Genomic DNA, 25282 nt, shown 5'->3' on the forward strand with positions numbered 1-25282 from the left:
CTCGTCCGCGTGGAAACCGCACTGCTCTTCGTGATCGGCATCGTCGTCATCGTCGTGGGCCTCGTCCTGTCGATCGGCCTACACGAGATCGGACACCTGATCCCCGCCAAGCGGTTCGGGGTGAAGGTCGGGCAGTACATGATCGGCTTCGGGCCGACGCTGTGGTCGACTCAGCGCGGCGAGACCGAGTACGGCGTCAAGGCCATCCCGCTCGGCGGCTACATCTCGATGTCGGGCATGTTCCCGCCCCAGAAGACCGTCGAGGTCGCCGAAGACGCCCTGGTCGGCGCCGCGGCCGGTCCGGGCGCCCGCACCGCCACCACGAGCATCTTCGGCACCCTGACGCAGGATGCCCGGGACGCCAGCGCCGAGACCGTCGCCCCGGGCGAGGACGACCGCACGTTCTACCGGCTGGCCGTGCCGAAGCGCATCGTCATCATGCTCGGCGGCCCGGTGATGAACCTCCTCATCGCGATCGTGCTCTACGCCGTGGTGCTCTGCGGCTTCGGCACCCAGCAGGTCTCGACGACCGTCGGGAGCGTCTCGGAGTGCGTCCTCCCGGCCTCGTCGACCGCGACCTCGTGCCCCGCCGGTGCGACTCCGTCGCCGGGTGCGGCGGCCGGCATCCGACCGAAGGACACCATCGTCTCGATCGACGGCACGCAGATCACGAGCTGGACCCAGTCGACCGCGATCATCCAGAAGTCGGCGGGCACGACCCTCGACGTGGTGGTGCGCCGAGACGGCGCTCTGAAGACCCTCCACGTGACCCCGTTGCGGTCGGAGCGCTACAAGACCGACTCCAGCGGCAACTACGTCCTGAACGCCGCGGGCAAGAAGGAGACCGAGGAGGTCGGCTTCGTCGGCATCGGCGCCGCCTACGAGCGCCAGCAGGAGCCGCTGACGGCCGTCCTCCCCGCGGTCTGGAGCAACGTGACCGAGGTCGGCTCCCTGATCGTGCACCTGCCGCAGAAGGTCGTCCAGACGGCCGAGTCGACCTTCACCGGGCAGAAGCGCGACCCGAACGGTCCGGTGAGCGTCTTCGGCGTCGGCCGGCTCGCCGGCGAGGTCGCGACGCTCCACTCCGTGCCGATCCTGGACCGCCTCTCGACCCTGGTCGGGCTGCTCGCCAGCCTCAACGTCGCGCTCTTCGTGTTCAACCTGATCCCGCTGCTGCCGCTCGACGGCGGGCACATCGCCGGCGCGATCATCGAGGGAGTCCGCCGCTTCTTCGCCAAGGTGTTCAAGCGTCGCGACCCGGGGCCGATCGACATCGCGAAGGCGGCACCCCTGACCATGGCCGTCGTCGCGGTCCTCGGCGTCATGAGCGCGATCCTCATCTACGCCGACATCGTCAATCCCATCTCGCTGGGCTGACCCCGCCCGGTCGGGCCGGCGGCCAGACATCCAGCTGTCGGCGCCGACACATCCGTCCTCGGCCGCTGGGAACCCGCCGAGCGCGGCCTCACTGTCAGCACCGAGGCTTACGATGAGAACGTGCCTGCAGTGAACCTCGGAATGCCCAAAGTCCCCGAAACCCTTGCCCCGCGTCGCAAGTCGCGGCAGATCAAGGTCGGCAAGGTGCTCGTCGGCGGCGACGCCCCGATCAGCGTCCAGTCGATGACCACGACGCCGACGCCGAACATCAACGCCACGCTGCAGCAGATCGCCGAGCTCACCGCCTCCGGCTGCGACATCGTGCGTGTCGCGGTGCCGAGCCAGGACGACGCCGACGCGCTGCCGATCATCGCGAAGAAGTCGCAGATCCCGGTGATCGCCGACATCCACTTCCAGCCGAAGTACGTCTTCCAGGCCATCGACGCCGGCTGCGCCGCAGTCCGCGTGAACCCGGGCAACATCCGTAAGTTCGACGACCAGGTCGGGGCCATCGCCAAGGCGGCCAAAGACGCGGGTGTGTCTCTCCGCATCGGCGTGAACGCGGGCTCCCTCGAGCCCAGCCTGCTGCAGAAGTACGGCAAGGCCACGCCCGAGGCGCTCGTCGAGAGCGCCGTGTGGGAGGCCTCGCTGTTCGAAGAGCACGACTTCCACGACTTCAAGATCTCGGTCAAGCACAACGACCCCATCGTCATGGTGAAGGCCTACCGCCTGCTCGCCGAGCGCGGCGACTGGCCGCTGCACCTCGGCGTCACCGAGGCCGGCCCGTCCTTCCAGGGCACGATCAAGAGCGCGACCGCGTTCGGCATCCTGCTCTCCGAGGGCATCGGCGACACGATCCGGGTGTCGCTGAGCGCGCCGCCGGCCGAAGAGGTGAAGGTCGGCCTGCAGATCCTGCAGTCCCTCAACCTGCGCGAGCGCAAGCTCGAGATCGTCAGCTGCCCGAGCTGCGGCCGCGCCCAGGTCGACGTCTACAAGCTTGCCAACGACGTCACCGAGGGCCTCGAGGGCATGAGCGTGCCGCTGCGCGTCGCCGTCATGGGCTGCGTCGTCAACGGCCCCGGTGAGGCGCGTGAGGCCGACCTCGGCGTCGCGTCGGGCAACGGGAAGGGCCAGATCTTCGTCAAGGGCGAGGTCATCAAGACCGTGCCCGAGTCCGAGATCGTCGAGACGCTGATCCGCGAGGCCAACCGGCTCGCCGACGAGATGCCTCCCGGTGCCGTGGGCTCGCCCGAGGTCGTGACGGCCTGAGCCGCGAGTCGGTGCCCGCGCGGCACTGGTTTAGGCTGATCCGGTGACCGACACCACCGCGACGACACCGCCGATCACGAGCGACGAGATCACCCGTGCGCGGGCGATCGTCGAGCGCGTCACCAGCGCGTTCGCGGCGAAGGTGGTCGGTCAGATCGGCCTGCGCGACTCGCTCCTGGTCGCTCTGATCACCGGCGGGCACGTGCTCCTCGAGAGCGTCCCGGGCCTCGCCAAGACGACGGCCGCGCAGACCCTCGCGCAGGCGGTCGACGCGAGCTTCCGCCGGATCCAGTGCACGCCCGACCTCCTGCCGAGCGACATCACCGGCACGCAGATCTACGACGCCAAGGCGGCGACGTTCGTCACGCAGCTCGGTCCGGTCCACTCCAACTTCGTGCTGCTCGACGAGATCAACCGGTCGAGCGCGAAGACGCAGTCGGCCATGCTCGAGGCGATGCAGGAGCGCCAGACGTCGATCGGCGGCACGGTCTACCGGCTCCCACAGCCCTTCCTGGTGCTCGCCACGCAGAACCCGATCGAGCAGGAGGGCACCTACCAGCTGCCCGAGGCGCAGCTCGACCGCTTCCTCCTCAAGGAGGTGCTCGACTACCCGTCCCCGGCCGAGGAGGCCGAGATCATCCGGCGCATCGAGGCCGGCGTCTACGAGCCCGAGCAGCCCGGAGCGGCGCGGAGCACCGGCGTCCACCTCGACGACGTGCGCCTGCTCCAAGACCTCGCCAAGCGGGTCTACATCGATCAGTCGATCGTCAACTACATCGTCCAGATCATCTACGTGACGCGCCACCCGGGGGAGTACATCGCCGGCACCCTGGCCGACTACATCCAGTTCGGCGCCAGCCCGCGCGCGAGCATCGCGTTCACGCAGGCGGCGCGCGCCCTCGCCCTGCTGAACGGGCGCGACTACGTGATCCCCGACGACGTGAAGCACCTCCGCCACGGCGTCCTCCGCCACCGGCTGATCCTCGGCTACGAGGCCGCGGCCGACGAGGTGCGCCCCGAGACCATCATCGACGCCGTGTTCGCCGCGGTGCAGACGCCGTAGGCCGTGGCCGGGCTCCTGCTCCGGGTGAAGACGACGATGTCGATCGTCGCTCACCGCAAGACCCTCGACCTGCTCGAGGGCGGCTACGCGTCGATCCATCGCGGCCGGAGCCACGACTTCGACGACCTGCGCGCCTACGTGCCGGGCGACGAGGTCAAGGACATCGACTGGAAGGCGTCGGCCCGCCACGACGAGCCCCTGGTGAAGCGCTACATCGCCTCCCGTCGGCACCAGCTGGTGCTGCTCGTCGACGCGGGCCGCAACATGGCGGCGACGGCCGAGAGCGGCGAGAGCAAGAAGGAGATCGCGATCCTCGCCGCCGGCGCGCTGGCCTGGATCGCCGCCCAGCACGGCGACGTCGTGGCGCTCACGGTCGGCGACGAGTCGGGCGTGCGGTCGTATCCGGGCGGGCAGCGCGACGAGCATCTCGAGCGCCTCCTGCGGGTCGTCGACGAGCGCGTGTCGCTGGGGGCGCCGAGGAGCGACGTCCGGGCCCTGCTCGACTCGGTCGCGCGGGCCTTGCGCACACGTTCGATGCTGCTGGTCGTCACGGACGATCTCGCTCTCGACGAGGGGCATGTGGCGATCCTGCGACGCCTGCGCACTCGCCACGAGATCCTCTGGCTGACCATCGGCGACGCCGACCTCATGCGACGCGCCGAGCGTCCGGGCGAGGTCTATGACGTGCAGGAGGTCGCCGCCCTCCCCGCCTACGTGCGCGGTAACCGACGCCTCGCCGCCCTGTTCGAGGAGGCCGCCGTGCAGACGGCCGAGTCCACCGAGCAGCGGCTCGCGCAGCTGGGCGTCGTGAGCCACCGCATCGCCAGTCGCGACGAGGTGGTCCCCGGGCTCCTCGCGCTCCTCGAGAAGCAGCGCCGTGCTGGGCGATAGGGGCTTCTTCGGGCCCGCGCAGTACGAGTGGTGGGCGCTCTACCTCGTGATCGGCGTTCTGCTGGTCGCGCTCGTCGTCGCCTGGTTCGTCTTCGTGTCGCGCTTCAGCCGCACCCGCGTGCCGCGACCGGTCGTCGAGGCGCCCCGTCGCCCGGCCGACCTGCGCCTCCTGCAGGCGAAGTACGCGGGTCTCATCGACGAGGTCGAGGCCGAGCACCGCGCCGGCCGACTCGGTGACCGCGCCGTGGCGAGACGCCTGAGCCTGCTGCTGCGGTTCTTCGCCTCCGAGGCGTCGGGCGTCGACGCCCAGGTGATGACCCTCTCCGATCTCCGCCTCGCCCGACTCCCGACGGTGACCGGGGCGGTCGAGGGCTACTACCCGCCCGCGTTCCGCGCCTCGTCCGAGACGGATGCCGCCGAGGCCGTCGCGACGGCCCGAGAGGTGGTGCGCTCGTGGAACTGATCTTCTGGTGGATGCCTCTCGCCGCCCTCGGCGCGGCCCTTCTGGGCGCCGGCCTGTACGTGCTGTGGCGGCGCAGGAGCACGGGCACAGCCTCCCGCGGCACGCCCGTCGCCCACAGCGAACGCCTCACGGCCCTCCCCGAGTACCGTCGCGTCCTCCGTCGCTACCGGACGCTCCTCGGCGCCCTCCTCGTCCTCGTGATCGTCGCGGCGTCCTCCGGCGTGCTGCTGGCGTCGCGCTCGGCGAGCGTCGAGACGGTCACCCCGCAGTCGTACAAGCGCGACATCATGCTCTGCCTCGACGTCTCGGGGTCGATGACCGACGTCGACGCGAAGATCGTCGACACGTTCGCCTCGCTCGCGTCCGACCTCCACGGCGAGCGGATCGGCCTGACGATCTTCGACAGCTCTGCGGTCACCGTCTTCCCGCTCACCGACGACTACTCGTACGTGAAGAGCGAGCTCACCACCTACCGCGACTCGTTCCGCTCGCAGGGCGAGAAGGGCGTCCAGTACTGGCAGGGAACCGAGCTGGGCCAGGGTGCCTCGCTGATCGGCGACGGCCTCGCCTCCTGCGTCCTCGGCTTCGACGGCGACAAAGGCTCGACGAGACCGAAGTCGATCGTTCTGGCCACCGACAACTACGTGAACGGCGAGCCGCTGCTCACCCTGACGCAGTCCGCGGCGCTGGCGACGAAGCAGAACGTGCGCGTGTACGCGATCGACCCGGTCAACGACCAGGCCGACGGCACGCTCGACTCGGTCGCCCTCGACCTCAAGACGCAGGCCGACTCGACCGGCGGAGGGTTCTACGCGCTCGGCGACAACGACACCGTGCCCTCGATCGTCCAGAAGATCGACCGGCAGGAGGCCGGGCTGTTCACCGGGTCGAAGCGGCTGGTCGTCACCGACCATCCCGCGCCGTTCGCGATCGCGGCCCTCCTCCTGGTCCTCGCGGTCCTCGGCCTGCTCTGGCGGGTGAGGCTGTGAACGGGCTCGTGTGGCAGCCGCTCCTGCCGGTGTGGCTGATCGTCGTCGTCGCAGTGGCGGGGGTGGGGTTCGCCGCCTGGCGCGCTGTCGCCGAGCGCTCCAGCCGACGGATGATGCTGGCGTGGGTCCGTCGCGGGCTCATCGTGGCGCTGATGCTCGTCGTCGTCGCCCGCCCCGGCATCCCCGGCGGCTCGTCGCAGGCGTCGGTCGCCGAGCTCAACGTCTACTTCGTCGTCGACACGACGTCGAGCTCCGTCGCGCAGGACTGGGACGGCGACAAGCCGCGCCTCGACGGCATGCGAAGCGACATCGAGCGCATCACCGACGACCTGGCCGGTGCCCGCTTCTCGCTGATCACGTTCGACAGCTCGGCGCAGCTCCGGGTGCCGCTGACCTCCGACTCGTCCGCCCTCGTCACGGCCGTCAAGGCCATGCGGCAGGAGATCACGAAATACTCGCACGGCTCGTCGATCAGCGAGGCGAACTCGCTGCTGGCGTCGACGCTCGCCTCCGCTCATCGCTCCCACCCGCAGCGCGCGAACGTCGTCTACTACCTCGGCGACGGCGAGCAGACGATCTCTTCGGCTCCCGGATCCTTCTCGGCGGCACACGCCAACACCGACGGCGGGGGAGTCCTCGGCTACGGCACGAGCCAGGGCGGACGCATGCGGACGTTCGACGGCTACGGCGACGAGTACTCCACCAAGTCGTACATCAAAGACACGACGAAACCCGGCGACCCCGACGCGATCTCGCACATCGACCCGGCGAACCTCCGCACGATCGCCGCCCAGCTCGGCGTGCCGTACCTCCACCGCGAGGCCGGAGCATCGCTGGCATCGGTCGTCGACCCCGCCAAGCGCGGCCACATCGTGAGTGAGGCGGGGCGGACGGCGTCGATGCTCGACCTGTACTGGGTTCCCGCGATCCTGGTGTTCCTGCTGCTGTTCGTCGAGATCGCCGTGGTGGCCAGAGCGCTCGGCGAGGTACGCTCGCCGCGACGCTCGGCGGGCCCCGGCCCGGGCCCGCGTCGTCCGCAGACGAGGGGAGCAGCGCGATGACCGCCACGCTGCCCGAGGTGGCGCCTCCGCCGCGGCCCGAGCACATCCCCGACCTCGACGAGGCCAGGGCGCAGGATCCCGCACTCGTCGCCCACCAACGCGCCTGGCGCCGCCGAGTCCTCCTCGCCTCCGCGCCCGTGATCGTCGTGGTGCTGCTCGTGGCCCTCAAGCTGCTGAGCCTGCCGGCACTCGCCCTCACCTCGCAGGCGACCTACGCCGGCCGCGCCTACGACACCAGCGTCGGGGCGGCCGACGGGCTCTCGATCGCCAACCTGTTCGAGCCGTGGGTGCAGCACTTCGACCGCGGTGCCGGCCTGGCCAGGATCGGCTTGTTGACCGACGCCCGCACCGAGCTCGAGTCGTCGCTGGCCCTCGTGCCGAAGAGCGACACGGGCGCTGCCTGCATGGTGCGCACCGACCTCCTCCTCGTCGTCGAGGAGCAGGGCGACAGTGCTGTGCGCGACCAGCAGTACGACCAGGCCGAGGCGTACTACAAGCACGCGCTGTCGCTCTACGACGGCGCCACGCAGGGCTGCTTCCGCGACCCCGACACGAATGCGACGCCGAAGACGAAGAAGCCGCCGCAGGACGCCCGGAACCGCCTGCTGCAGAAGCAGAAGCAGGCCCAGCAACAGCAGCAGGGCCAGAACGGCCAGGGTCAGGGGCAGGGATCGCAGGGGCAGCAGAACGGCCAGGGCCAGGGCTCGCAGGGGCAGGGTTCGCAGGGCGGCGGCTCAGGCTCCGGCCAGAACCCGCAGGGTCAGAGCGGCCAGGGGCAGGGCCAGGGCGGTCAGAGCCAGGGCCAGGGCTCAGGATCAGGGGGTTCCGGCTCCGGAGGCTCGTCCGGCAACGACCCCCTGCAGCAGCTCCAGCAGCAGGACGGCCAGGCGCAGCAGCAACAGCAGCAGGACCAGAACCGCCAGAGGCAGTTCGACCAGCAGCAGTCCGGCACCTCCAAGCCCTGGTGACCTCGCCGCGGGCGGGGCGCGCGACGCCCGGCCGGTAGGGTTGTGGCGTGTCCACGCGCCTCTCCCAGCTCTTCGTCCGCACCCTCCGAGAAGACCCCTCCGACGCCGAGGTGACTAGCCACCGGCTGCTCGTGCGCGCCGGCTACATCCGCCGTCAGGCGCCGGGCGTGTTCGCGTGGCTCCCGCTGGGCCTGCGGGTCAAGGCGAAGATCGAGGGGATCATCCGCGACGAGATGGCCCGCGCCGGCGCTCAGGAGGTCCACTTCCCGGCGCTCCTGCCCCGCGAGCCCTACGAGGCGACCGGTCGCTGGACCGAGTACGGCGACGGCATGTTCCGCCTGAAGGACCGCAAGGACGCCGACTACCTCCTGGCGCCCACCCATGAGGAGCCCTTCACCCTCCTCGTGAAAGACCTCTACTCGTCGTACAAGGACCTCCCGGTCACGCTGTACCAGATCCAGGACAAGTACCGCGACGAGGCACGGCCTCGCGCCGGCCTCCTCCGCGGCCGCGAGTTCACGATGAAGGACGCCTACTCGTTCGACTCGTCCGACGAGGGCCTCGACCGCAGCTACCAGGCGCAGCGCGACGCCTACGAGCGCATCTTCACCCGGCTCGGCCTGCCCTACGTGATCGTCAAGGCCGACGCCGGCGCGATGGGCGGCTCGAAGAGCGAGGAGTTCCTGCACCCCACCGAGGTCGGCGAGGACACCTTCGTGCGCTCCGCCGGCGGCTACGCGGCCAACGTCGAGGCGTTCACGACGATCGTCCCCGACGAGATCCCGCTCGAGGGCCTGGCCCCGGCGACCGAGCTCGCACCGCACGACACCCCGACGATCGACACTCTCGTCGCGTACCTGAACGAGGTGGCGCCGCGGGCGGACCGCCCGTGGGCGGGCTCCGACACGCTGAAGAACGTCATCCTGGCTCTCACGCACCTCGACGGCACGCGCGAGATCGTGGCCGTCGGGCTCCCCGGCGACCGCGAGGTCGACATGAAGCGCGTCGAGGTCGCCTTCTACCCGGCCGAGGTCGAGCCCGCCACCGATGCCGACTTCGCCAAGAACAAGGGGCTCGTCAAGGGCTATATCGGCCCGCGGGCGCTCGGATCCGAGAGCTTCACCGGCATCCGCTACTACGTCGACCCCCGCATCGTCTCGGGCTCCGCCTGGGCCACAGGAGCCGACGCCCAGGGCGTCCACGTCACGAACCTCGTCATGGGCCGCGACTTCACCGCCGACGGAGTGCTCGAGGTCGCGCAGGTCCGCGAGGGCGACCCCGCGCCCGACGGCTCCGGCCCCATCGAGACGGCGCGCGGCATGGAGATCGGGCACGTGTTCCAGCTCGGGCGCAAGTACGCCGAGATCCTGGGCCTCAAGGTGCTCGACGAGAACGGCAAGCAGGTCACGGTGACCATGGGCTCGTACGGCATCGGTGTCACGCGCATCCTGGCCGTCATCGCCGAGTCGAACAACGACGAGAAGGGCCTCGTCTGGCCCGAGAACGTCTCGCCGTTCGACGTCCACGTCGTCGCCACGGGCAAGGACCAGGTGGTCTACGACGTCGCCGAGAAGCTCGTCGCCGACCTCGAGGCGAAGCGTCTCGACGTGCTCTTCGACGATCGCCCGAAGGTGTCGCCCGGCGTGAAGTTCGGCGACGCCGAGCTCCTGGGCGTCCCGAAGATCGTCGTCGTCGGCCGCAGCGCGGGCGAGGGCGTCGTCGAGCTCTGGGACCGCCGCACGGGCGAGCGCACTCCGGTGCCGGTGGCCGAGGCGGTCGCGGCCCTCGTGAACGGGTAGAATGGACGCCGCCGTTCCGGCGTCTTCGGCGCGGCATCATTTCTGAATAGGGAGGCCCCTCGCATGGACATCGATCTTTCTGTCTTGAGACTGATGGAACGCGAGCGTGAGATCCCGTTCGACGAGCTCGTCGAGATCATCGAGCAGGCCATCCTCACCGCCTATCTGAAGACCCTGCCCGGCGAGGGCGTGCACGAGTCGCACCCCGACCGCGCCTCGGCCCGGGTCGAGCTCGACCGCAAGACCGGCCACGTGTCGGTGTACTCGATCGAGCGCGACGAGGACGGCGAGGTCGTTGGCGAGGCCGTCGAGACGCCCGACGACTTCGGCCGCATCGCCGCGTTCGCGGCGAAGCAGGTCATCAACCAGCGCTTGCGCGACATCGGCGACGACAAGGTGCTCGGCCAGTTCAAGGGCCGCGAGGGCGAGATCGTCGCCGGCGTGATCCAGCAGGGTCCGAACCCGCGCATGGTGCACGTCGACCTCGGATCGTTCGAGGCGATCCTCCCGCCGGAAGAGCAGGTGCCCGGCGAGACCTACGCGCACGGCCAGCGCATCCGGGTCTACGTGACGAGCGTGTCGAAGGGTCTCAAGGGGCCGTCGGTCACCGTGTCGCGCACGCACCCGTCGCTCGTTCGCAAGCTCTTCGCCCTCGAGGTGCCTGAGATCGCCTCCGGCGTCGTCGAGATCGTCTCGCTTGCCCGCGAGGCCGGCCACCGCACCAAGATCGCCGTGCGCGCCACCGAGCCCGGCGTCAACGCCAAGGGCGCCTGCATCGGCGAGCTCGGGCAGCGTGTCCGCGCGGTCACGGCCGAGCTCAACAACGAGAAGATCGACATCGTCGACTACTCGCCCGACCTCCCGACGTTCGTCGCCAGCGCGCTGTCGCCGGCGAAGGTGTCGAGTGCGTTCGTCATCGACGCCTCGACGAAGGCGGTCCGTGCTCTCGTACCCGACTACCAGCTGTCGCTGGCCATCGGCAAAGAGGGCCAGAACGCCCGCCTCGCGGCGAAGCTCACGGGCGCCAGGATCGACATCCAGCCCGACTCGATCCTCGAGGACGACTGATCCTGCGACCCAGGGGGTAAGATGGTTCCCGTCAGAACGTGCATCGGCTCCCGATCACGTGCCCCCCGGTCCTCACTTCTGAGGGTCGTCGCCCGAGATGGTCGAGTCGTGGTCGACACGACTGCGAGCATGCCGGGCCGGGGCGCTTGGTTGAGTCCGACGCTCGAGGCCTACGAGACGGCCGTGAAACGCAAGGCTTTTCGCCGTGCGCTGCGGCTCGACTCCGAGCCCGACACCAGCGAGGTCCGCCGGTACCTGGTCGAGAGATCGGGTGGCGAGGGCCTCGAACACCCCCTCCCGTGAGCACCATTTCACGACATCGCTCTGCCCCGCGCGCATCCAGGTCCGAGGCGGAACCACGAGAACAGGCTGAACGGCTTATGGACAACTAATGAGCGGCTCGAAATGAGTTCCGTCCACAACTGAAGGCCTCCCCTGATTTCGGGTGGAGGCCCGAGACAGGAGAATAATTCGTGGCTAAACCACGCGTACACGAGATCGCCAGCGAGCTCGGTATCGAAAGCAAGATCGCCCTCGAGAAGCTGAAGGAGATGGGCGAGTTCGTCAAGGGCCCGTCCTCCAGCATCGAGCCCCCGGTCGCCCGCAAGCTTCGCGCTGCGTTCGCCGACCAGGCGTCGAAGACCCCGGCGCCCGCCAAGGCGACGTCGGCAGCGGCCCCGTCGTCCAGCGCTCCGCGCCCCGGCGCTCCGCGTCCCGCGGCGGCGTCGTCGAGCGCTCCCACGCCCGGCCCGCGTCCGGCCACGCCGTCGCCCGCGACGCCGGCTGAGAGCGCCGCGCCCGTGTCGCCGGAGACCGCTCCCGCGGCTCCTGCGCCCGCCGCTCCGATGACCGTCGCCGAGCGCCAGGCCCAGGCCGAGGCCGCTCGCAAGGAGGGCAAGCCTTCCGCGTCGTCGACGGCGGCTCCGGGCGCACCTCGCCCCGGCGGGCCCCGCCCCGGCGCTCCGCGCCCCGGCAACAACCCCTACTCGTCGAACCAGGGCATGGGACGACCCACTGCTCCGCGTCCGGGCGGCGCCGGCGCTGCCGGTCCTCGCCCCGGCGGCGCGGCCGGCCCGCGCCCGCAGGCTCCTCGTCCGGGTGCCCCGCGTCCCGGCGCACCTCGCCCCGGCGCCCCGCGCCCTAACAGCTTCGGCACGCGTCCCGCGGGCTCGGGCGGTCGCCCCGGTGGCGGCGGCGGATTCCAGCGTCCCGGCGGTGCCCCCGGTGCCGCGGGTGGCTTCCAGCGTCCCGGCTTCGGCGCTCCGCGTCCTGCCGGCGGCGGCGGTCGCGGTCGCGGCCCGGGCGGTGGCACCGCAGGTGCCTTCGGTCGCGGTGGCGGCAAGAGCAAGGCGCGCAAGTCGAAGCGGACGAAGAGGGCCGAATTCGAGATGCGTCAGGCGCCGTCGCTTGGCGGCGTCAGCGTTCCGCGCGGCGACGGCTCGACCATCGTCCGTCTGCGTCGCGGCGCGTCGATCTCCGACTTCGCCGACAAGATCGACGCCAGCCCCGGCAACCTCGTGACCGTGCTGTTCCATCTCGGTGAGATGGCCACGGCGACCGAGTCGCTCGACGAGGCGACCTTCGAGGTGCTCGGCGAAGAGCTCGGCTACAAGATCCAGATCGTGTCGCCGGAGGACGAAGACAAGGAGCTCCTCGAGGGCTTCGACATCGACCTCGACCAGGAGCTCGAGGACGAGGACGACTCGGTGCTCGAGATCCGTCCGCCCGTCGTCACCGTCATGGGTCACGTCGACCACGGCAAGACGCGCCTCCTCGACGCCATCCGCAACGCGAACGTCGTCGCGGGCGAGGCCGGCGGCATCACGCAGCACATCGGTGCCTACCAGGTGTGGACGCCCCACGAGGGCGTCGAGCGCGCCATCACCTTCATCGACACACCGGGTCACGAGGCGTTCACCGCCATGCGTGCCCGTGGTGCGCAGGTGACCGACATCGCGATCCTGGTCGTCGCGGCCGACGACGGCATCATGCCGCAGACGGTCGAGGCGCTGAACCACGCCCAGGCGGCCAACGTGCCGATCGTGGTCGCGGTCAACAAGATCGACAAGGAGGGTGCGAACCCGGCCAAGGTGCGTCAGCAGCTGACCGAGTACGGCCTCGTCGCCGAGGAGTACGGCGGAGACGTCATGTTCGTCGACGTGTCTGCGCGCAACAACCAGAACATCGACAGGCTCCTGGAAGCGGTGCTCCTCACGGCGGACGCCGGGCTCGACCTGCGTGCGAACCCCGACAAGGACGCCCGCGGTGTCGCCATCGAGGCGCGACTCGACAAGGGTCGCGGCGCCGTGGCCACCGTGCTCATCCAGTCGGGCACGCTGCGCGTCGGCGACGCGATCGTCGCCGGCACGGCGTACGGCCGAGTCCGCGCGATGATGGACGAGAACGGCGAGCTGGTCGAAGAGGCCTTCCCGTCGCGTCCCGTCCAGGTGCAGGGCCTCTCGAGCGTTCCGCGAGCGGGCGACACCTTCCTCGTCACCGAGGAGGACCGCACCGCGCGTCAGATCGCCGAGAAGCGCGAGGCCGTCGAGCGCAACGCCCAGCTGGCCAAGGCCCGCAAGCGCATCTCGCTCGAGGACTTCACCCGTGCACTCGAAGAGGGCAAGGTCGAAGCGCTCAACATCATCATCAAGGGTGATGTCTCGGGTGCCGTCGAGGCCCTGGAGGAGTCGCTGCTCAAGATCGAGGTGGACGACAGCGTGCAGCTGCGCATCATCCACCGCGGTGTGGGTGCCGTCACCGAGAGCGACGTCAACCTCGCCACGGTCGACAACGCGGTCATCATCGGCTTCAACGTCCGACCCGACACGAAGGCGCGCGAGCGCGCCGCTCGCGAGGGCGTCGACATCCGGTTCTACTCGGTCATCTACTCGGCGATCGAGGACATCGAGCAGTCCCTCAAGGGCATGCTCAAGCCGGAGTTCGAAGAGGTCCAGTCGGGCGTGGCGGAGATCCGCGAGATCTTCCGCTCGTCGAAGGTCGGCAACATCGCCGGTGTCATCGTGCGATCGGGAACGATCACGCGCAACGCCAAGGCGCGGGTCATCCGCGACGGCGTGGTGCTGGCCGACGGCCTGGCGATCGAGTCGCTGCGTCGCTTCAAGGACGACGTCACCGAGGTGCGCACGGACTTCGAGGCCGGTATCGGTCTCGGCAAGTTCAACGACATCCAGGTAGGCGACGAGATCGAGACCATCGAGATGGTCGAGAAGCCGCGGGCCTAGCCCCGGCACGGTCGAGGCCCGCAGGATCCCCTGGGATCCTGCGGGCCTTCCCCCACGAAAGGACACACCATGGCCGACCCGCAGCGGGCCAGCAAGATGGCCGACAGGATCCAGCAGATCGTCGCCCGGCGCCTCGAGAAGGGCATCAAAGACCCTCGCATCGGCTTTGTGACGATCACCGACGTGCGCGTCACGGGAGACCTGCAGCACGCGTCGATCTTCTACACGGTCTACGGCACCGACGAGGAGCGACGCGACACCGCAGCCGCCCTCAAGTCGGCGACCGGCATGTTCCGGACCGAGGTCGGCAAGAACATCACGGCGCGGCTCACCCCGTCGCTCGAGTTCATCCCCGACGGCATCCCCGAGAACGCGGCGACCATCGACAAGCTCCTGCAGGAGGCCCGTCAGCGGCACGTCGAGAGTCAAACCCTCGCTCAGTCGGCGCAGTACGCCGGCGACGCCGACCCGTACGTGAAGCCGCGCGAGGAAGCCGACGACGACGAGTGGGACGAGATCGACCCTCCGCGCGACGGTGCGTCCGGCGGCTCCGACGAGCCCGACGGCGGCACGCGCTAGCTCTTCGCGCGCCGCGCACTGAGCGGGCCCGGGGTCAGTCGGGCAGGGTGTAGCCGTCGGGGGCGGCGACGGCGAGGCCGTCGGCCAGGAGCCCTCGCAGGGCGCGGTCACGCTGCTCCTGCTCGGGCCAGATCGCCTCGATCTCGGAGGCCGTGACGGGGATCTCACTCCGGCGCAGCTCGCGCATGATCAGCCCGCGCACCTGGCGGTCCGAGCCCTCGAACCTCGCCTGGCGTCGCGCGGGCGGGCCGTCGTGCGCGGGTCGCCCGGCGAGCGCCCAGGCGCACTGCGACGCCAGCGGGCACTCGTCGCAGCGGGGAGTGCGGGCGACGCACACGAGCGCCCCGAGCTCCATGACCCCGGCGTTGGTGTCGTGGGCGAGCGCACGATCGGCGGGAAGCTCGCTCTCCATGAGCGGCAGGTCGCGCTTGGCATTGGCCGCCCACGGCTCCGCGACGCCCTCGACCGCACGCGCCAGCACCCGCCGGACGTTCGTGTCGACCACCGGGGTCCGCACCCCGTACGCGAAGGCCGCCACGGCCCGCGCCGTGTAGTCGCCCACCCCCGGCAGGGCGAGAAGGTCGTCGACGTCGCGAGGGACGACTCCGCCGTGCCGCTCGGTAATCGCGACCGCGCACGCGTGGAGGCGCAGGGCGCGGCGCGGGTAGCCGAGGCGGTCCCAGGCGCGGACGGCCTCGGAAGCGGGTGATGCGGCCAGGTCGGCGGGTGTCGGCCAGCGCTCGAGCCACTCGTCGAGCCTCGGGATGACGCGTGCGACCGGCGTCTGCTGCAGCATGAACTCCGACACGAGGGTGCCCCAGGCGGAGAAGCCCTCGCGGCGCCAGGGGAGGTCGCGGCGGTTCGCGCGGTACCACTCGACGACGGCGGGCGAGATCGGCACCCGACGAGCCTACGCTGGAGCCATGACACGCTGGGCACCCGAGAAGAGCGACACGCTGGCGGCGCTGGCCACCGAGATCCTGCACAACTACAGCCGGGGTCGCGTGCTCGTCGCGGTCGACGGGCCCGACCGGGTCGCGGCCTCCGGGTTCGCGGACGACGTCGCGGCGGCCGTCGAGGGCGCCGATCACGTGGCCGGCCGGTCGACCGCCGACGGCCTCGGCGACGACGCGTTCCGCTCGCAGGTCGCCGCTCCGTTCCGCGCAGCCGACGGCGACGCACTCCTCGTCGTCGATCACGCTCTCACCGGCCGGACGGGGCTCTCCGGCGCGTGGAACTACGCGGTCTGGGTGGTGGGCGACTTCGTGGCCGACAGGAGCCCCGAGGAGCGCGGGCGGGCGAACGCCGTGATCGACGCCAGCGACCCCGAGCACCCGCGCAGGCTCTTCGACGACGCCTGCTGACCCGCTCCGCCCCGCGCCCCCTCGCGCATTCCCGCGAGTGGCAGAAATGTGCGGATGCGAGGCCACGTGCATCCGCAGATTTCTGCCACTCAGCGGTGGGGAGGTGGGGAGGCGGGGCGGGAGGGGTGGCAGTGGCGCGAGCGCGCGGGCCTGTACCCTTGACCCTCGTGAACAGCGGCATCCTCCTCGTCGACAAGCCGCAGGGCATCACGAGCCACGACGTCGTCTCCCGCGCCCGACGAGCCTTCGGCACGAAGAAGGTCGGCCACGCCGGCACGCTCGACCCCATGGCGACCGGCCTGCTCGTCGTCGGCGTCAACTCGTCCACTCGGCTTCTGACCTTCCTCGTCGGCCTCGACAAGACGTACGAGGCGACGATCCGCCTCGGCGTGAGCACGACCAGCGACGACGCCGACGGCGACGTCACGTCGACCACGAGCACCCGATCCGTGACGCAGGATCAGATCGCCGCCGGCATCGACCTCCTCACCGGCAGAATCGAGCAGGTCCCGACGGCGGTGAGCGCCATCAAGGTGAACGGCCGCCGCGCCTACGACCTCGCCCGCGAGGGCGTCGACGTCGAGCTCAAGGCGCGCCCCGTCACGGTCTCCCGATTCGACGTGCTCGCCCGGCGCGACACGACCAGCGACGGCACACCCGACGGATCGCCGACGATCGACCTCGACGTCGTCGTCGACTGCTCGTCGGGGACGTACATCCGGGCCCTCGCACGCGATCTGGGCGCGGGCCTCGGCGTCGGCGGGCATCTCACGGCGCTCCGCCGCACGGCGATCGGCCCGTTCGACGTGTCGGCGGCGGTGCGCACGGCGGGGGAGCGGCACGACCTCGACCCCGGGGAGGCCGTGGCGCGGCTCCTGCGCCCCGCTGACGTCGCCGAGCGGCTCTTCCCGGTGTGGAGCATGTCGGGCGAGGAGAGCGTCGATCTCGGGCACGGCAAGCGGGTCCGTGTCGAGCGCGCCGACGACGAGGGGCCGGTCGCCGCGATCACGCCGGACGGCGCCCTCGCCGGTCTCGTCGCCGTGAAGGCTGGCGTCGCCCGCCCCATCGTCAACTTCCCGACGGACGAGGTTCTGAAGTGATCGAGTGGTTCACCTGGGTGCAGTTCGGCATCGGCATGGCCGCGGCCGTGTACTGCATCGTGATGGGGCTCGCCAAGCGCGTGCCCAACGACTACACGGTCGGGGCGCTTGCCCTCGTCGAGGCCCTTCTCGTCGCCCAGCTGATCGTCTCGATCGTCGCTCCGGCAGTGGGCAACCACGCCACCGGCAACGTTCTCGAGTTCTACATCTACATCGTCGTCGCCCTGCTGCTGCCGCCTCTCGCCGTCGTCTGGGCGCTGGTCGAACGCACCCGCTGGAGCAACGTCGTGATCGGCGCCGCCGCGTTCGCCGTGGCCGTGATGGTGGTGCGGATGCTGCAGATCTGGACGGCGACCGCGTGAGGCGTGGCGGGGCCATATCCTTGACATGATGGTTCAGAAGAAGACAACGCGCGCCACCGGCTTCGGCCGCGTGCTCATCGCGATCTACGCGATCCTCGCCCTCGCTGCCACGGCCCGATCGGTCTACCAGATCATCGAGCAGTTCCACGAGGCGCCGCTCGCGTACTCGCTCTCGGCGCTCTCCGGGCTGGTGTACATCGTCGCCACGATCGCCCTCGTCGTGCCCGGCCGGCGCTCCTACGCCGTCGCCTGGGCGACCATCACCTTCGAGCTCGTCGGCGTGCTGTTCGTCGGCCTCATGTCGATCGTCGACCCCTCCGTCTTCGTGCCGTCGTCGAAGTACGCCCACTCCGATCACTCGACCGTGTGGTCGTACTTCGGCATCGGGTACGGCTTCGTGCCTCTGCTCCTGCCGATCGTGGGCATGATCTGGCTGCGCTACACGCGCCCGGGCGGCCCGCACGCCACGGCGCAGGCCGAGGCGGGGCGCTCCGGCCGCGCGGTCGGGGCCTGATCCGTGGACTTCTTCACGGCGCCGGCCGAGGTGCCCCCGGGCTTCGGCCCGTCGGCGGTGACGATCGGCAAGTTCGACGGCGTCCACCTCGGTCACCGCGCCGTGATCGCCGACCTCGAGCGGACCGCCCGTGCTCGCGATCTGGTGTCGGCGGTGGTGACCTTCGACCGTCACCCGCTCGCCGTCCTGCGACCGGACTCCGTGCCGGCCGCGCTCACCTCAAACCGGCAGAAGCGCGAGCTGCTCGAGAAGACCGGCGTCGAGGCGACTCTCATGCTCACCTTCGACCACGACCTGCAGTCGCTGACGCCCGACGAGTTCGTCGACCGCGTCCTGGTCGAGACCCTGCAGGCCGAGGTCGTGCTCGTCGGCACCGACTTCCGCTTCGGGGTGCGGGGGTCGGGTGACATCGAGACGCTCCGCCGGCTCGGCCGCGTGCGCGGCTTCGACGTCCAGATCGTGCCCGACGTCGTGCCGCTGGTGGCGCCGGGCGACGGCGCACGGCGCGTCTCGTCGAGCTGGATCCGAGAGCTCCTCGACCAGGGTCGCATCGTCGATGCGAGCGTCCTCCTCGGCCGTCCGCCCGCCGTGCGCGGCGTCGTCGTCCACGGCGAGCAGCGCGGCCGCGAGCTCGGGTTCCCGACGGCCAACCTCGAGCCCCGCAGCGAGGGCTTCGTGCCGGCCGACGGCGTGTACGCGGCCCACGTGCTCGTCGACGGCACCCTCTTCGACGCCGCCGTCTCCGTCGGCAACAACCCGACCTTCGAGGGGGTGCCCGAGAAGCAGGTCGAGGCGCACCTGCTCGACGTGCAGATCGACCTCTACGGCAAGGAGGTCACCGTGTTCTTCGTCGACTGGGTGCGCGGCAACGTGAAGTTCGCAGGGCTCGAGCCTCTGATCGCGCAGATCGGGGCGGACGTCGAGACCGTCCGCGGGATCCTGCGACCCGACGCCGAAGCCTGAGAGACGGGTTCCCGGGCCCCGCGTACCGTGAGGCCATGCCACCCGAGACCAGTTCGTCAGCGCGTCGCCGCGCCCTCGTCACCGGAGCCACGGGATACATCGGCGGGCGCCTCGCCCCTCGGCTCGTCGCCGCCGGATTCGACGTGCGCGCGCTCGTCCGGACCCCGGAGAAGCTGAGCGGCGTGCCGTGGGCCGGCGACATCGAGATCGTGAAGGGCGACCTCACCGACGCGGAGTCGGTGGGTCGCGCGGTTCAGGACATCGACGTCGTCTACTACCTCGCGCACGCGATGGGCGGCCGAGGCGACTTTGAGAAGGCCGAGCTGCTCGCGGCGCAGACGATGGCGTCGCAGGCCGCCGCGGCCGGTGTGAAGCGCATCGTGTACCTGGGCGGTCTGCACCCCGACGGTCCGCTCTCACGGCACCTCGAATCGCGGAAGGCGGTCGGCGACGCCCTGCTGGCGAGCGGCGTGCCCACGGTCGCCCTGCAGGCGGGTGTCGTGATCGGCTCAGGATCGGCGTCGTTCGAGATGATCCGGCACCTCACCGACGTGCTGCCCTACATGCCTGCGCCGAAATGGGTCCGCAACGAGATCCAGCCCATCGCCGTCCGCGACGTCCTCCACTATCTCATCGGGTCCGCCGACGCGGCGCCGGACGTCAACCGCACCTTCGACATCGGCGGCCCCGACGTTCTCCGCTACGGGCAGATGATGAACGGCTACGCCGTCGAGGCCGGGCTCAAGCAGCGGCCCATCGCGCCCCTGCCGGTGCTCACGCCGTGGCTCGCGTCGCAGTGGGTGAACCTCGTCACGCCGATCCCCAGGGCCCTCGCCACACCGATCATCGAGTCTCTGCAGTACGACTGCGTCGTGCGCGAGCACGACATCGACGACGTCGTGCCGCCGCCGGCCGAGGGCCTCATCGGCTACCGGCACGCCGTGCGCCTCGCCCTGGGCAGGATGCGCGACGGCGCGGTCGAGACCAGCTGGCAGGACTCGTCCGTGGCCGGCGCCCCGAGCGACCCTCTGCCGAGCGACCCCGACTGGGCCGGCCACACCGTCTACACCGACGATCGCGAGACCGACACGCCCGCATCGGCCGAGCAGGTGTGGCGCAGGATCGAGGGCATCGGCGGCGACAACGGCTGGTACTCGTTCCCGCTGGCCTGGGCCGCCCGCGGATGGATGGACCGTCTCGCTGGGGGAGTCGGGCTGACCCGGGGCCGGCGGAGCGCGACCTCCCTGCGGCGAGGTGACGCCCTGGACTGGTGGCGCGTCGAGGAGATCGAGCAGGGCCGCTACCTGCGCCTCCGAGCCGAGTTCAAGGCTCCAGGCCGCGGCTGGCTCGAGATGCGCGTCGAGCCCCGTGAGCACGGCTCGCACTACCGGCAGCGGGCCGTGTTCTTCCCCGCGGGCCTCTCGGGGCGTCTGTACTGGTACAGCATCCTGCCCTTCCACGGGATAATCTTCTCGGGAATGCTGAACCGGATCTCGGCGCAGGCCGAGACCGACCAGGCGGTCGCTGCGGCGGGCGCCACGACGGGAGGCGCACGACGTGACCGATGAACGACTTCTCTTCGTGGGCGCGAGCCTCGTCGAACAGGGCGACTGGGCGGCATGGTTCCCGGACGACGAGGCGATCAACCTCGGCGTTTCGGGCGAGACGACCGCCGACGTGCTGGCGCGCCTCGACGACGTGGTCGCGGCTGAGCCCGACTCGATCGTGCTGCAGATCGGCGGGAACGACTTCGCGCGCCGCCGAAGCGTCGAGCAGGTGGTGCGCACGATCGAGAACATCATGGTCGACCTCCGGCGTCGCCTGCCCGGCGTGAGGCTCCTCCTCGTGTCGATCACCCCGCGCGGCGCCGAGTTCGCCGAGCGGATCCGCGACGCGAACCGGCACCTGCGGCAATTCGCCGCGACGGTCCGAGCTCAGTACCTCGACGTCTGGCCGGCCCTGGCCGACGGCGACGTGCTCCGCGACGACTTCACGACGGACGGCGTGCACCTCACCGAGGCCGGCTACCAGGCCTGGGTCGACGAACTCCGACCCGCCCTCGAGCGCCTCCGCGAGGAGCCCCCGATGTCGCGCCCCATCAGCATCATCCGCGACGCGGGCGCCCTCTGACCCTTCCTGCACCGGTAGGCTGAAGGTCATGCCCACCCCGCAGAAGGCCGAGTTCCTCCGGCCCGCTCTCGCACCGGGCCTGCTCGGCGCGATCGCCCTCGTCGCGGGTGCCGCCCTGCTCGACAGCACCATCTTCATCGCCTTCCGCTACGTCGTCGCGATCCTGGCGCTCATCGTGCTGGTGTTCGCCTACCGCGGCCGCGGCTGGGGCTACCTCCCGTTCCTCGCGGCCATCGCCGTCCTGTGGAACCCGGTGTGGGTCATCCCGCTGTCGGGCCAGCCGTGGCAGCTCCTGCAGTTCGCCGCCGCGGTCGTCTTCGTGGTCGCCGGCATACGAATCCGGGTGCCGAACCCCGAGGCGAAGGCGGCCGCGACGTCGACCAGACCGACGCCGAAGCGGCGCTGACCCGCCGCGTCAGCCACGAACCGGCGCTCGACGACGAGCGTCGCGCGGACCGTCCTGCGGCGAGTGCTTCGTCGGAGTAAAATCGGACAACTGAAGTCACGGCCACCCGGGCCTGACGCGAGGGGAGTCTGCATGGGCACGGAGATCGTCGGCGCATCCGAGAGCCCGCTTCTGAGCACGCGGGCGTCCTCAGCCGGAATCTCCGCCTCGGGGCCAGCGAGCGACCGCATCGTCGTGCGCAAGGGACAGTTCACTCTGGTCAACGGTCACCTCACCCCGCAGCAGTCGATGCTCGAAGACCTGGCATTCGTCAAGCGCGTGCTGGACTCCTCGGGCCTTCCGCACCTGCTCGTCCGCGGCAACGAGGAGCGCCCCGTGATCGCGCTCGACATCGCCGACCGCCTGGCGTTCGAGTCGGCGTTCCGCGAGGCCGCCCGCGACGAGCCGTTCTACTCGAAGCCCGGAAAGCGCCGTGCCGTGCTCGTGGCGGAAGACGGCTTCGGGCCCGACACCGAGCGGCTCCTGCGCCTGTACCGCCCGCGCCTCGAACCGCTGGGGCGCCTTCGCTACGGCGCCTCTCTCGCCGTGCAGATCGAGTTCTGGATCACGACCGACCGCGAGGTGCTCGTGCCCGTCGAGAACGCCCTCATGCGCCGCACCCTGCCGCGGTCGGAGGCCGTGCGAGTCGACATCGAGCGCTACGGCATGCACTGGCAGACGCTCGAGCACATGTTCGACGACCACGCCACCGACATCACCTTCGACATCGACATGGTGTTCTCGTGGGTCGATGGCAACTCGGTCGAGTACCAGCGGGCGCGGGCCGCCCAGGCCAAGAGCCACGTCGTGGGCGAAGGCGACGACGCGGCCGCCCGCTTCCGGCAGATCGACGAGCTGAAGTACGCCCTCCGCTCCGTGTACATGTTCGCCCCGTGGGTGCGGAACATCTACATCGCGACCGATTCACCGGCTCCTGCGTGGCTGGCCGACCACCCCCGCGTGCGCATCGTCCGCAGCGAGGAGTTCTTCGCCGACCCCTCGGTGCTGCCGACTCACAACTCGCAGGCGGTCGAGTCGCAGCTGCACCACATCGACGGGCTCAGCGAGCACTTCCTCTACTCCAACGACGACATGTTCTTCGGCCGGCCGATCTCACCGGGCATGTTCTTCTCGCCCGGGTCGGTGACGAAATTCATCGAGGCCAACACCAGGATCGGCCTGGGTCTCAACAGCGCAGAGCGGTCGGGCTTCGAGAACGCCGCCCGCGTGAATCGAGCCCTCCTCCAGCAGCGCTTCGGCCGGGTCACGACGCGGCACCTCGAGCACACGGCGGCGCCGCTTCGTCGCAGCGTGATGACCGAGATGGAGCACGAGTTCGCCGACGAGTTCCAGGCGACGGCCGGATCTCCCTTCCGGGCCGCGTCGAACATCTCGGTCACGAACTCGCTGTACCACTACTACGCGCTGATGACCGGGCGTGCGATCGTCCAGGAGAAGGCGAAGGTGCTCTACGTCGACACCACGATGGTGTCGGGGCTCGCGCAGCTGTCCGAGCTGGTCAAGAAGCGCTCGTACGACTTCTTCTGCCTGAACGACGGCTCGTTCCCCGAGGTGACCGACGAGGAGCGCACGACGGTCGTCACCGACTTCCTCGAGCGGTACTTCCCGTTCAAAGCCCCCTGGGAGGCCTGAGCGCGACGCTCAGGCACACCGCCTGCGGCGTTGTCGGTCGCCCCTGATAGCTCCGCTATGAAGGGGCGGCCTCCGCCTTGCATCCGGCGCACCTGAGCGCCGCGGCGCGCGTGCACGGCCGCCGCGCTAGATCAGGCCGATCGGGCCAGTGAGGCTGAGGTCGCGATCGGGCACGACGAGCTCGTCGGGCTGCTCCGCGCGGTGGCGCGGGCGGGCGTCGGGGATCGTGATGCCCGCCTCGTCGAGGCGACGAGCGACCTCGGCCTGCGGCACGTACTCGCCGACGGTCGAGTAGCTGCCGATCGGCACCACCGAGTTCACGATCGTGTCGGGGTAGACGTGCACGAGGTTGTACGCCTGCGCGCCGTCCTGGCCGCGGGTCGCGTCGCGCGGGATGTTGAGGTCCGCCGTGTAGCACGTGGCCGATGCGACGGAGACGGGCACCCCCGCGAACATCGCGTTCGTGGAGAAGTGCAGGTGGCCGGCGATGATCGCGCGGACGTCGCTGCCCTCGATCACCTCGGCCAGGGCCGGCTGGTCGCGGAGCTCGACGAGCACGGTGAGGTCTTTGATGCTCGGCACGGGCGGGTGGTGCATCGCCAGGATCGTGCCGTGCGGCGCGTCCACGCTGAGCTCCTCGGCCAGCCAGTCGAGCTGGTCGCCCGTGAGCTCGCCGTAGTGCTCGCCGGGCACGGACGTGTCGATCGTGATGACGCGGAGGCCGTTGACGTCGTACACGAGGTCGACGGGACGCTCGCTGGGCAGCTGGCCGAACAGCTCCTGCCGGAAGGCACCGCGGTCGTCGTGGTTGCCCATGGCCCAGATGATCTGGGCGCCGAGGCGGAGGGCGATGGGCTCCAGGAGCAGACGCAGCTTGCGGTACGCACCCGGCTCGCCCTTGTCGGCGAGATCGCCCGTCACCACGATGGCCTCGGGGCGCGCCCCGGACTCCTCGAGCTCGGACATGATCTGCCGCAGACGGCCCTCGGAGTCGACGTCGCCGTAGAGGTCGCCGTCGCCCGCGATGAGGTGCGTGTCGCTGAGGTGCAGGAGGAAGTGATCGGGCCGAGGGTGCTCGGCCGTGCGCTGGTGCCTCGGGCGCTCGCCCATGATGCTCGCATTCGCTGTGCTGACGTGGGTGACGTTGACACTCACGCTCGTGCAGGTATTCGGCAACAAGTCCATCATCGGATTGCCCGCCCGCGGTGAACTGCACCGCGCGCGTCGGTAAACCATGTGCGAACAAAAACCGAACCGGACCGACAGTAGTCGTGCAACGCAGCGAGGGCGAGGCCCCCGTTCAGGTCCTCTGACAGTTATTACGTTTCGTGATGGGCGCAGGATGCGAGAAGGCGGGCCTCCCGAGGGAGACCCGCCTTCTCTGCGCTGCCTGGTGACGCCTTAGGCGTCTGCGCTCACGATGTTGACGACCTTGCGGCCGCCCTTCGCGCCGAACTCGACCGCGCCTGCGGCGAGGGCGAACAGGGTGTCGTCGCCGCCACGGCCGACGTTCACGCCGGGGTGGAAGTGGGTGCCGCGCTGACGGACGAGGATCTCGCCCGCGGACACGACCTGGCCGCCGAAGCGCTTCACGCCGAGGCGCTGCGCGTTCGAGTCGCGGCCGTTGCGGGTGGAGCTAGCTCCCTTTTTGTGTGCCATTGTCTAGCTCCCTACTTGGTCTTGATGGCGGTGATCTTGACGCGGGTGAGGTCGGCACGGAAACCCATGCGACGCTTGTACCCGGTCTTGTTGCGGTAGTTCTGGATCACGATCTTCGGGCCGCGGAGGTCGTTGAGGACCTCGCCCTCGACCGTGACCTTCGCCAGCTGGTCGCCGGAGAGGATCGTGTCGCCGTCGACGTGCAGGACGGGAACGAACGAGACGGTGTCGCCGTCGGACGCCTTGAGACGGTCGACGGTCACGATCGTGCCCACCTCGACCTTCTCCTGACGGCCACCGGCACGCACGATAGCGAAAGCCAT

At 70.2% G+C, this 25282-nt stretch carries 26 protein-coding genes; 22 read left to right on the forward strand and 4 right to left on the reverse strand.

The genetic code is table 11. From position 1 onward, the window contains the following. The first annotated feature begins 9 nt into the window (after positions 1-9). The 13 genes from C8E83_RS04620 (at position 10) to rbfA (ending at position 14769) form a co-directional block, all read left to right on the forward strand. Positions 10-1377, forward strand: a complete 1368-nt coding sequence (locus C8E83_RS04620; RefSeq protein ID WP_121368649.1) for a M50 family metallopeptidase — start codon at positions 10-12, stop codon at positions 1375-1377. 120 nt (positions 1378-1497) lie between these two features. Further along, a complete protein-coding gene (gene ispG / locus C8E83_RS04625) occupies positions 1498-2646 on the forward strand; it encodes a flavodoxin-dependent (E)-4-hydroxy-3-methylbut-2-enyl-diphosphate synthase (protein ID WP_211331662.1) in 1149 nt (382 codons plus the stop codon). A gap of 73 nt (positions 2647-2719) precedes the next feature. Continuing rightward, positions 2720-3709: an AAA family ATPase gene (locus C8E83_RS04630; protein ID WP_425454775.1), complete on the forward strand. Its 990-nt coding sequence runs from the start codon at positions 2720-2722 to the stop codon at positions 3707-3709. Positions 3710-3712: 3 nt separating this feature from the next. Beyond that, positions 3713-4600: a DUF58 domain-containing protein gene (locus C8E83_RS04635; RefSeq protein ID WP_121368651.1), complete on the forward strand. Its 888-nt coding sequence runs from the start codon at positions 3713-3715 to the stop codon at positions 4598-4600. Then, positions 4587-5063, forward strand: coding sequence for a hypothetical protein (locus tag C8E83_RS04640; RefSeq protein WP_121368652.1), 477 nt, complete (start codon positions 4587-4589; stop codon positions 5061-5063). Before C8E83_RS04635 ends, C8E83_RS04640 begins: the two co-directional genes overlap by 14 nt. After that, entirely contained in the window at positions 5054-6052 is a 999-nt protein-coding gene (locus tag C8E83_RS04645; RefSeq protein ID WP_121368653.1) for a vWA domain-containing protein, read from the forward strand. Before C8E83_RS04640 ends, C8E83_RS04645 begins: the two co-directional genes overlap by 10 nt. Next, the gene (locus tag C8E83_RS04650; protein ID WP_121368654.1) at positions 6049-7113 is read left to right on the forward strand and encodes a VWA domain-containing protein; all 1065 of its coding nucleotides are present in this window, start codon (positions 6049-6051) and stop codon (positions 7111-7113) included. Before C8E83_RS04645 ends, C8E83_RS04650 begins: the two co-directional genes overlap by 4 nt. Beyond that, positions 7110-8081 (forward strand): hypothetical protein, encoded by a 972-nt coding sequence (locus C8E83_RS19735; protein ID WP_211331663.1) that lies wholly within the window; start codon positions 7110-7112, stop codon positions 8079-8081. The genes C8E83_RS04650 and C8E83_RS19735 overlap by 4 nt, the downstream gene beginning before the upstream one ends. 47 nt (positions 8082-8128) lie before the next feature. Next, entirely contained in the window at positions 8129-9880 is a 1752-nt protein-coding gene (locus C8E83_RS04660; protein WP_121368655.1) for a proline--tRNA ligase, read from the forward strand. Positions 9881-9943: 63 nt separating this feature from the next. Beyond that, entirely contained in the window at positions 9944-10948 is a 1005-nt protein-coding gene (gene nusA / locus C8E83_RS04665) for a transcription termination factor NusA (protein WP_121368656.1), read from the forward strand. A gap of 21 nt (positions 10949-10969) precedes the next feature. Further along, entirely contained in the window at positions 10970-11251 is a 282-nt protein-coding gene (locus tag C8E83_RS04670; RefSeq protein ID WP_121368657.1) for a YlxR family protein, read from the forward strand. A gap of 170 nt (positions 11252-11421) precedes the next feature. Beyond that, complete coding sequence (infB, locus tag C8E83_RS04675; RefSeq protein ID WP_121368658.1) at positions 11422-14190, forward strand: translation initiation factor IF-2; 2769 nt, start codon at positions 11422-11424, stop codon at positions 14188-14190. Positions 14191-14259: 69 nt separating this feature from the next. Further along, positions 14260-14769 (forward strand): 30S ribosome-binding factor RbfA, encoded by a 510-nt coding sequence (gene rbfA, locus C8E83_RS04680; RefSeq protein WP_121368659.1) that lies wholly within the window; start codon positions 14260-14262, stop codon positions 14767-14769. Positions 14770-14803: 34 nt separating this feature from the next. Here rbfA and C8E83_RS04685 read toward each other — a convergent pair whose 3' ends face one another. Further along, on the reverse strand, positions 14804-15670 hold the full coding sequence (locus tag C8E83_RS04685) for an HhH-GPD family protein (protein WP_170159845.1): 867 nt from the start codon (positions 15668-15670) through the stop codon (positions 14804-14806). A 22-nt stretch (positions 15671-15692) separates the two neighbouring features. Between C8E83_RS04685 and C8E83_RS04690 the strand changes: the two genes are divergently transcribed. From C8E83_RS04690 to C8E83_RS04730, 9 genes are all read left to right on the forward strand, one after another. Then, on the forward strand, positions 15693-16133 hold the full coding sequence (locus C8E83_RS04690) for a nucleoside/nucleotide kinase family protein (protein WP_121368660.1): 441 nt from the start codon (positions 15693-15695) through the stop codon (positions 16131-16133). Between the two features lie 158 nt (positions 16134-16291). Next, the gene (truB, locus tag C8E83_RS04695; RefSeq protein WP_121368661.1) at positions 16292-17233 is read left to right on the forward strand and encodes a tRNA pseudouridine(55) synthase TruB; all 942 of its coding nucleotides are present in this window, start codon (positions 16292-16294) and stop codon (positions 17231-17233) included. After that, positions 17230-17595: a hypothetical protein gene (locus tag C8E83_RS04700; protein ID WP_121368662.1), complete on the forward strand. Its 366-nt coding sequence runs from the start codon at positions 17230-17232 to the stop codon at positions 17593-17595. Before truB ends, C8E83_RS04700 begins: the two co-directional genes overlap by 4 nt. A gap of 28 nt (positions 17596-17623) precedes the next feature. Then, a complete protein-coding gene (locus C8E83_RS04705) occupies positions 17624-18109 on the forward strand; it encodes a hypothetical protein (protein WP_121368663.1) in 486 nt (161 codons plus the stop codon). Between the two features lie 3 nt (positions 18110-18112). Beyond that, on the forward strand, positions 18113-19072 hold the full coding sequence (locus C8E83_RS04710) for a bifunctional riboflavin kinase/FAD synthetase (RefSeq protein WP_121368664.1): 960 nt from the start codon (positions 18113-18115) through the stop codon (positions 19070-19072). Positions 19073-19107: 35 nt separating this feature from the next. Next, the gene (locus tag C8E83_RS04715) at positions 19108-20640 is read left to right on the forward strand and encodes an SDR family oxidoreductase (RefSeq protein WP_121368665.1); all 1533 of its coding nucleotides are present in this window, start codon (positions 19108-19110) and stop codon (positions 20638-20640) included. Beyond that, a complete protein-coding gene (locus tag C8E83_RS04720; protein ID WP_121368666.1) occupies positions 20630-21202 on the forward strand; it encodes a GDSL-type esterase/lipase family protein in 573 nt (190 codons plus the stop codon). Before C8E83_RS04715 ends, C8E83_RS04720 begins: the two co-directional genes overlap by 11 nt. A 28-nt stretch (positions 21203-21230) precedes the next feature. Further along, positions 21231-21608: a DUF6804 family protein gene (locus tag C8E83_RS04725; RefSeq protein ID WP_121368667.1), complete on the forward strand. Its 378-nt coding sequence runs from the start codon at positions 21231-21233 to the stop codon at positions 21606-21608. 132 nt (positions 21609-21740) lie between these two features. Then, entirely contained in the window at positions 21741-23300 is a 1560-nt protein-coding gene (locus C8E83_RS04730) for a stealth conserved region 3 domain-containing protein (protein WP_121368668.1), read from the forward strand. A gap of 126 nt (positions 23301-23426) precedes the next feature. On the opposite strand, the gene C8E83_RS04735 is transcribed toward C8E83_RS04730, so the two are convergent. From C8E83_RS04735 to rplU, 3 genes are all read right to left on the reverse strand, one after another. Then, entirely contained in the window at positions 23427-24410 is a 984-nt protein-coding gene (locus C8E83_RS04735) for a phosphodiesterase (protein ID WP_121368669.1), read from the reverse strand. A 291-nt stretch (positions 24411-24701) separates the two neighbouring features. Then, entirely contained in the window at positions 24702-24959 is a 258-nt protein-coding gene (rpmA, locus tag C8E83_RS04740; RefSeq protein WP_121368670.1) for a 50S ribosomal protein L27, read from the reverse strand. An 11-nt stretch (positions 24960-24970) separates the two neighbouring features. Next, positions 24971-25282, reverse strand: coding sequence for a 50S ribosomal protein L21 (rplU, locus tag C8E83_RS04745; RefSeq protein WP_121368671.1), 312 nt, complete (start codon positions 25280-25282; stop codon positions 24971-24973).

It is taken from the genome of Frondihabitans australicus, from assembly GCF_003634555.1.
Classification (GTDB): Bacteria; Actinomycetota; Actinomycetes; order Actinomycetales; family Microbacteriaceae; genus Frondihabitans; species Frondihabitans australicus.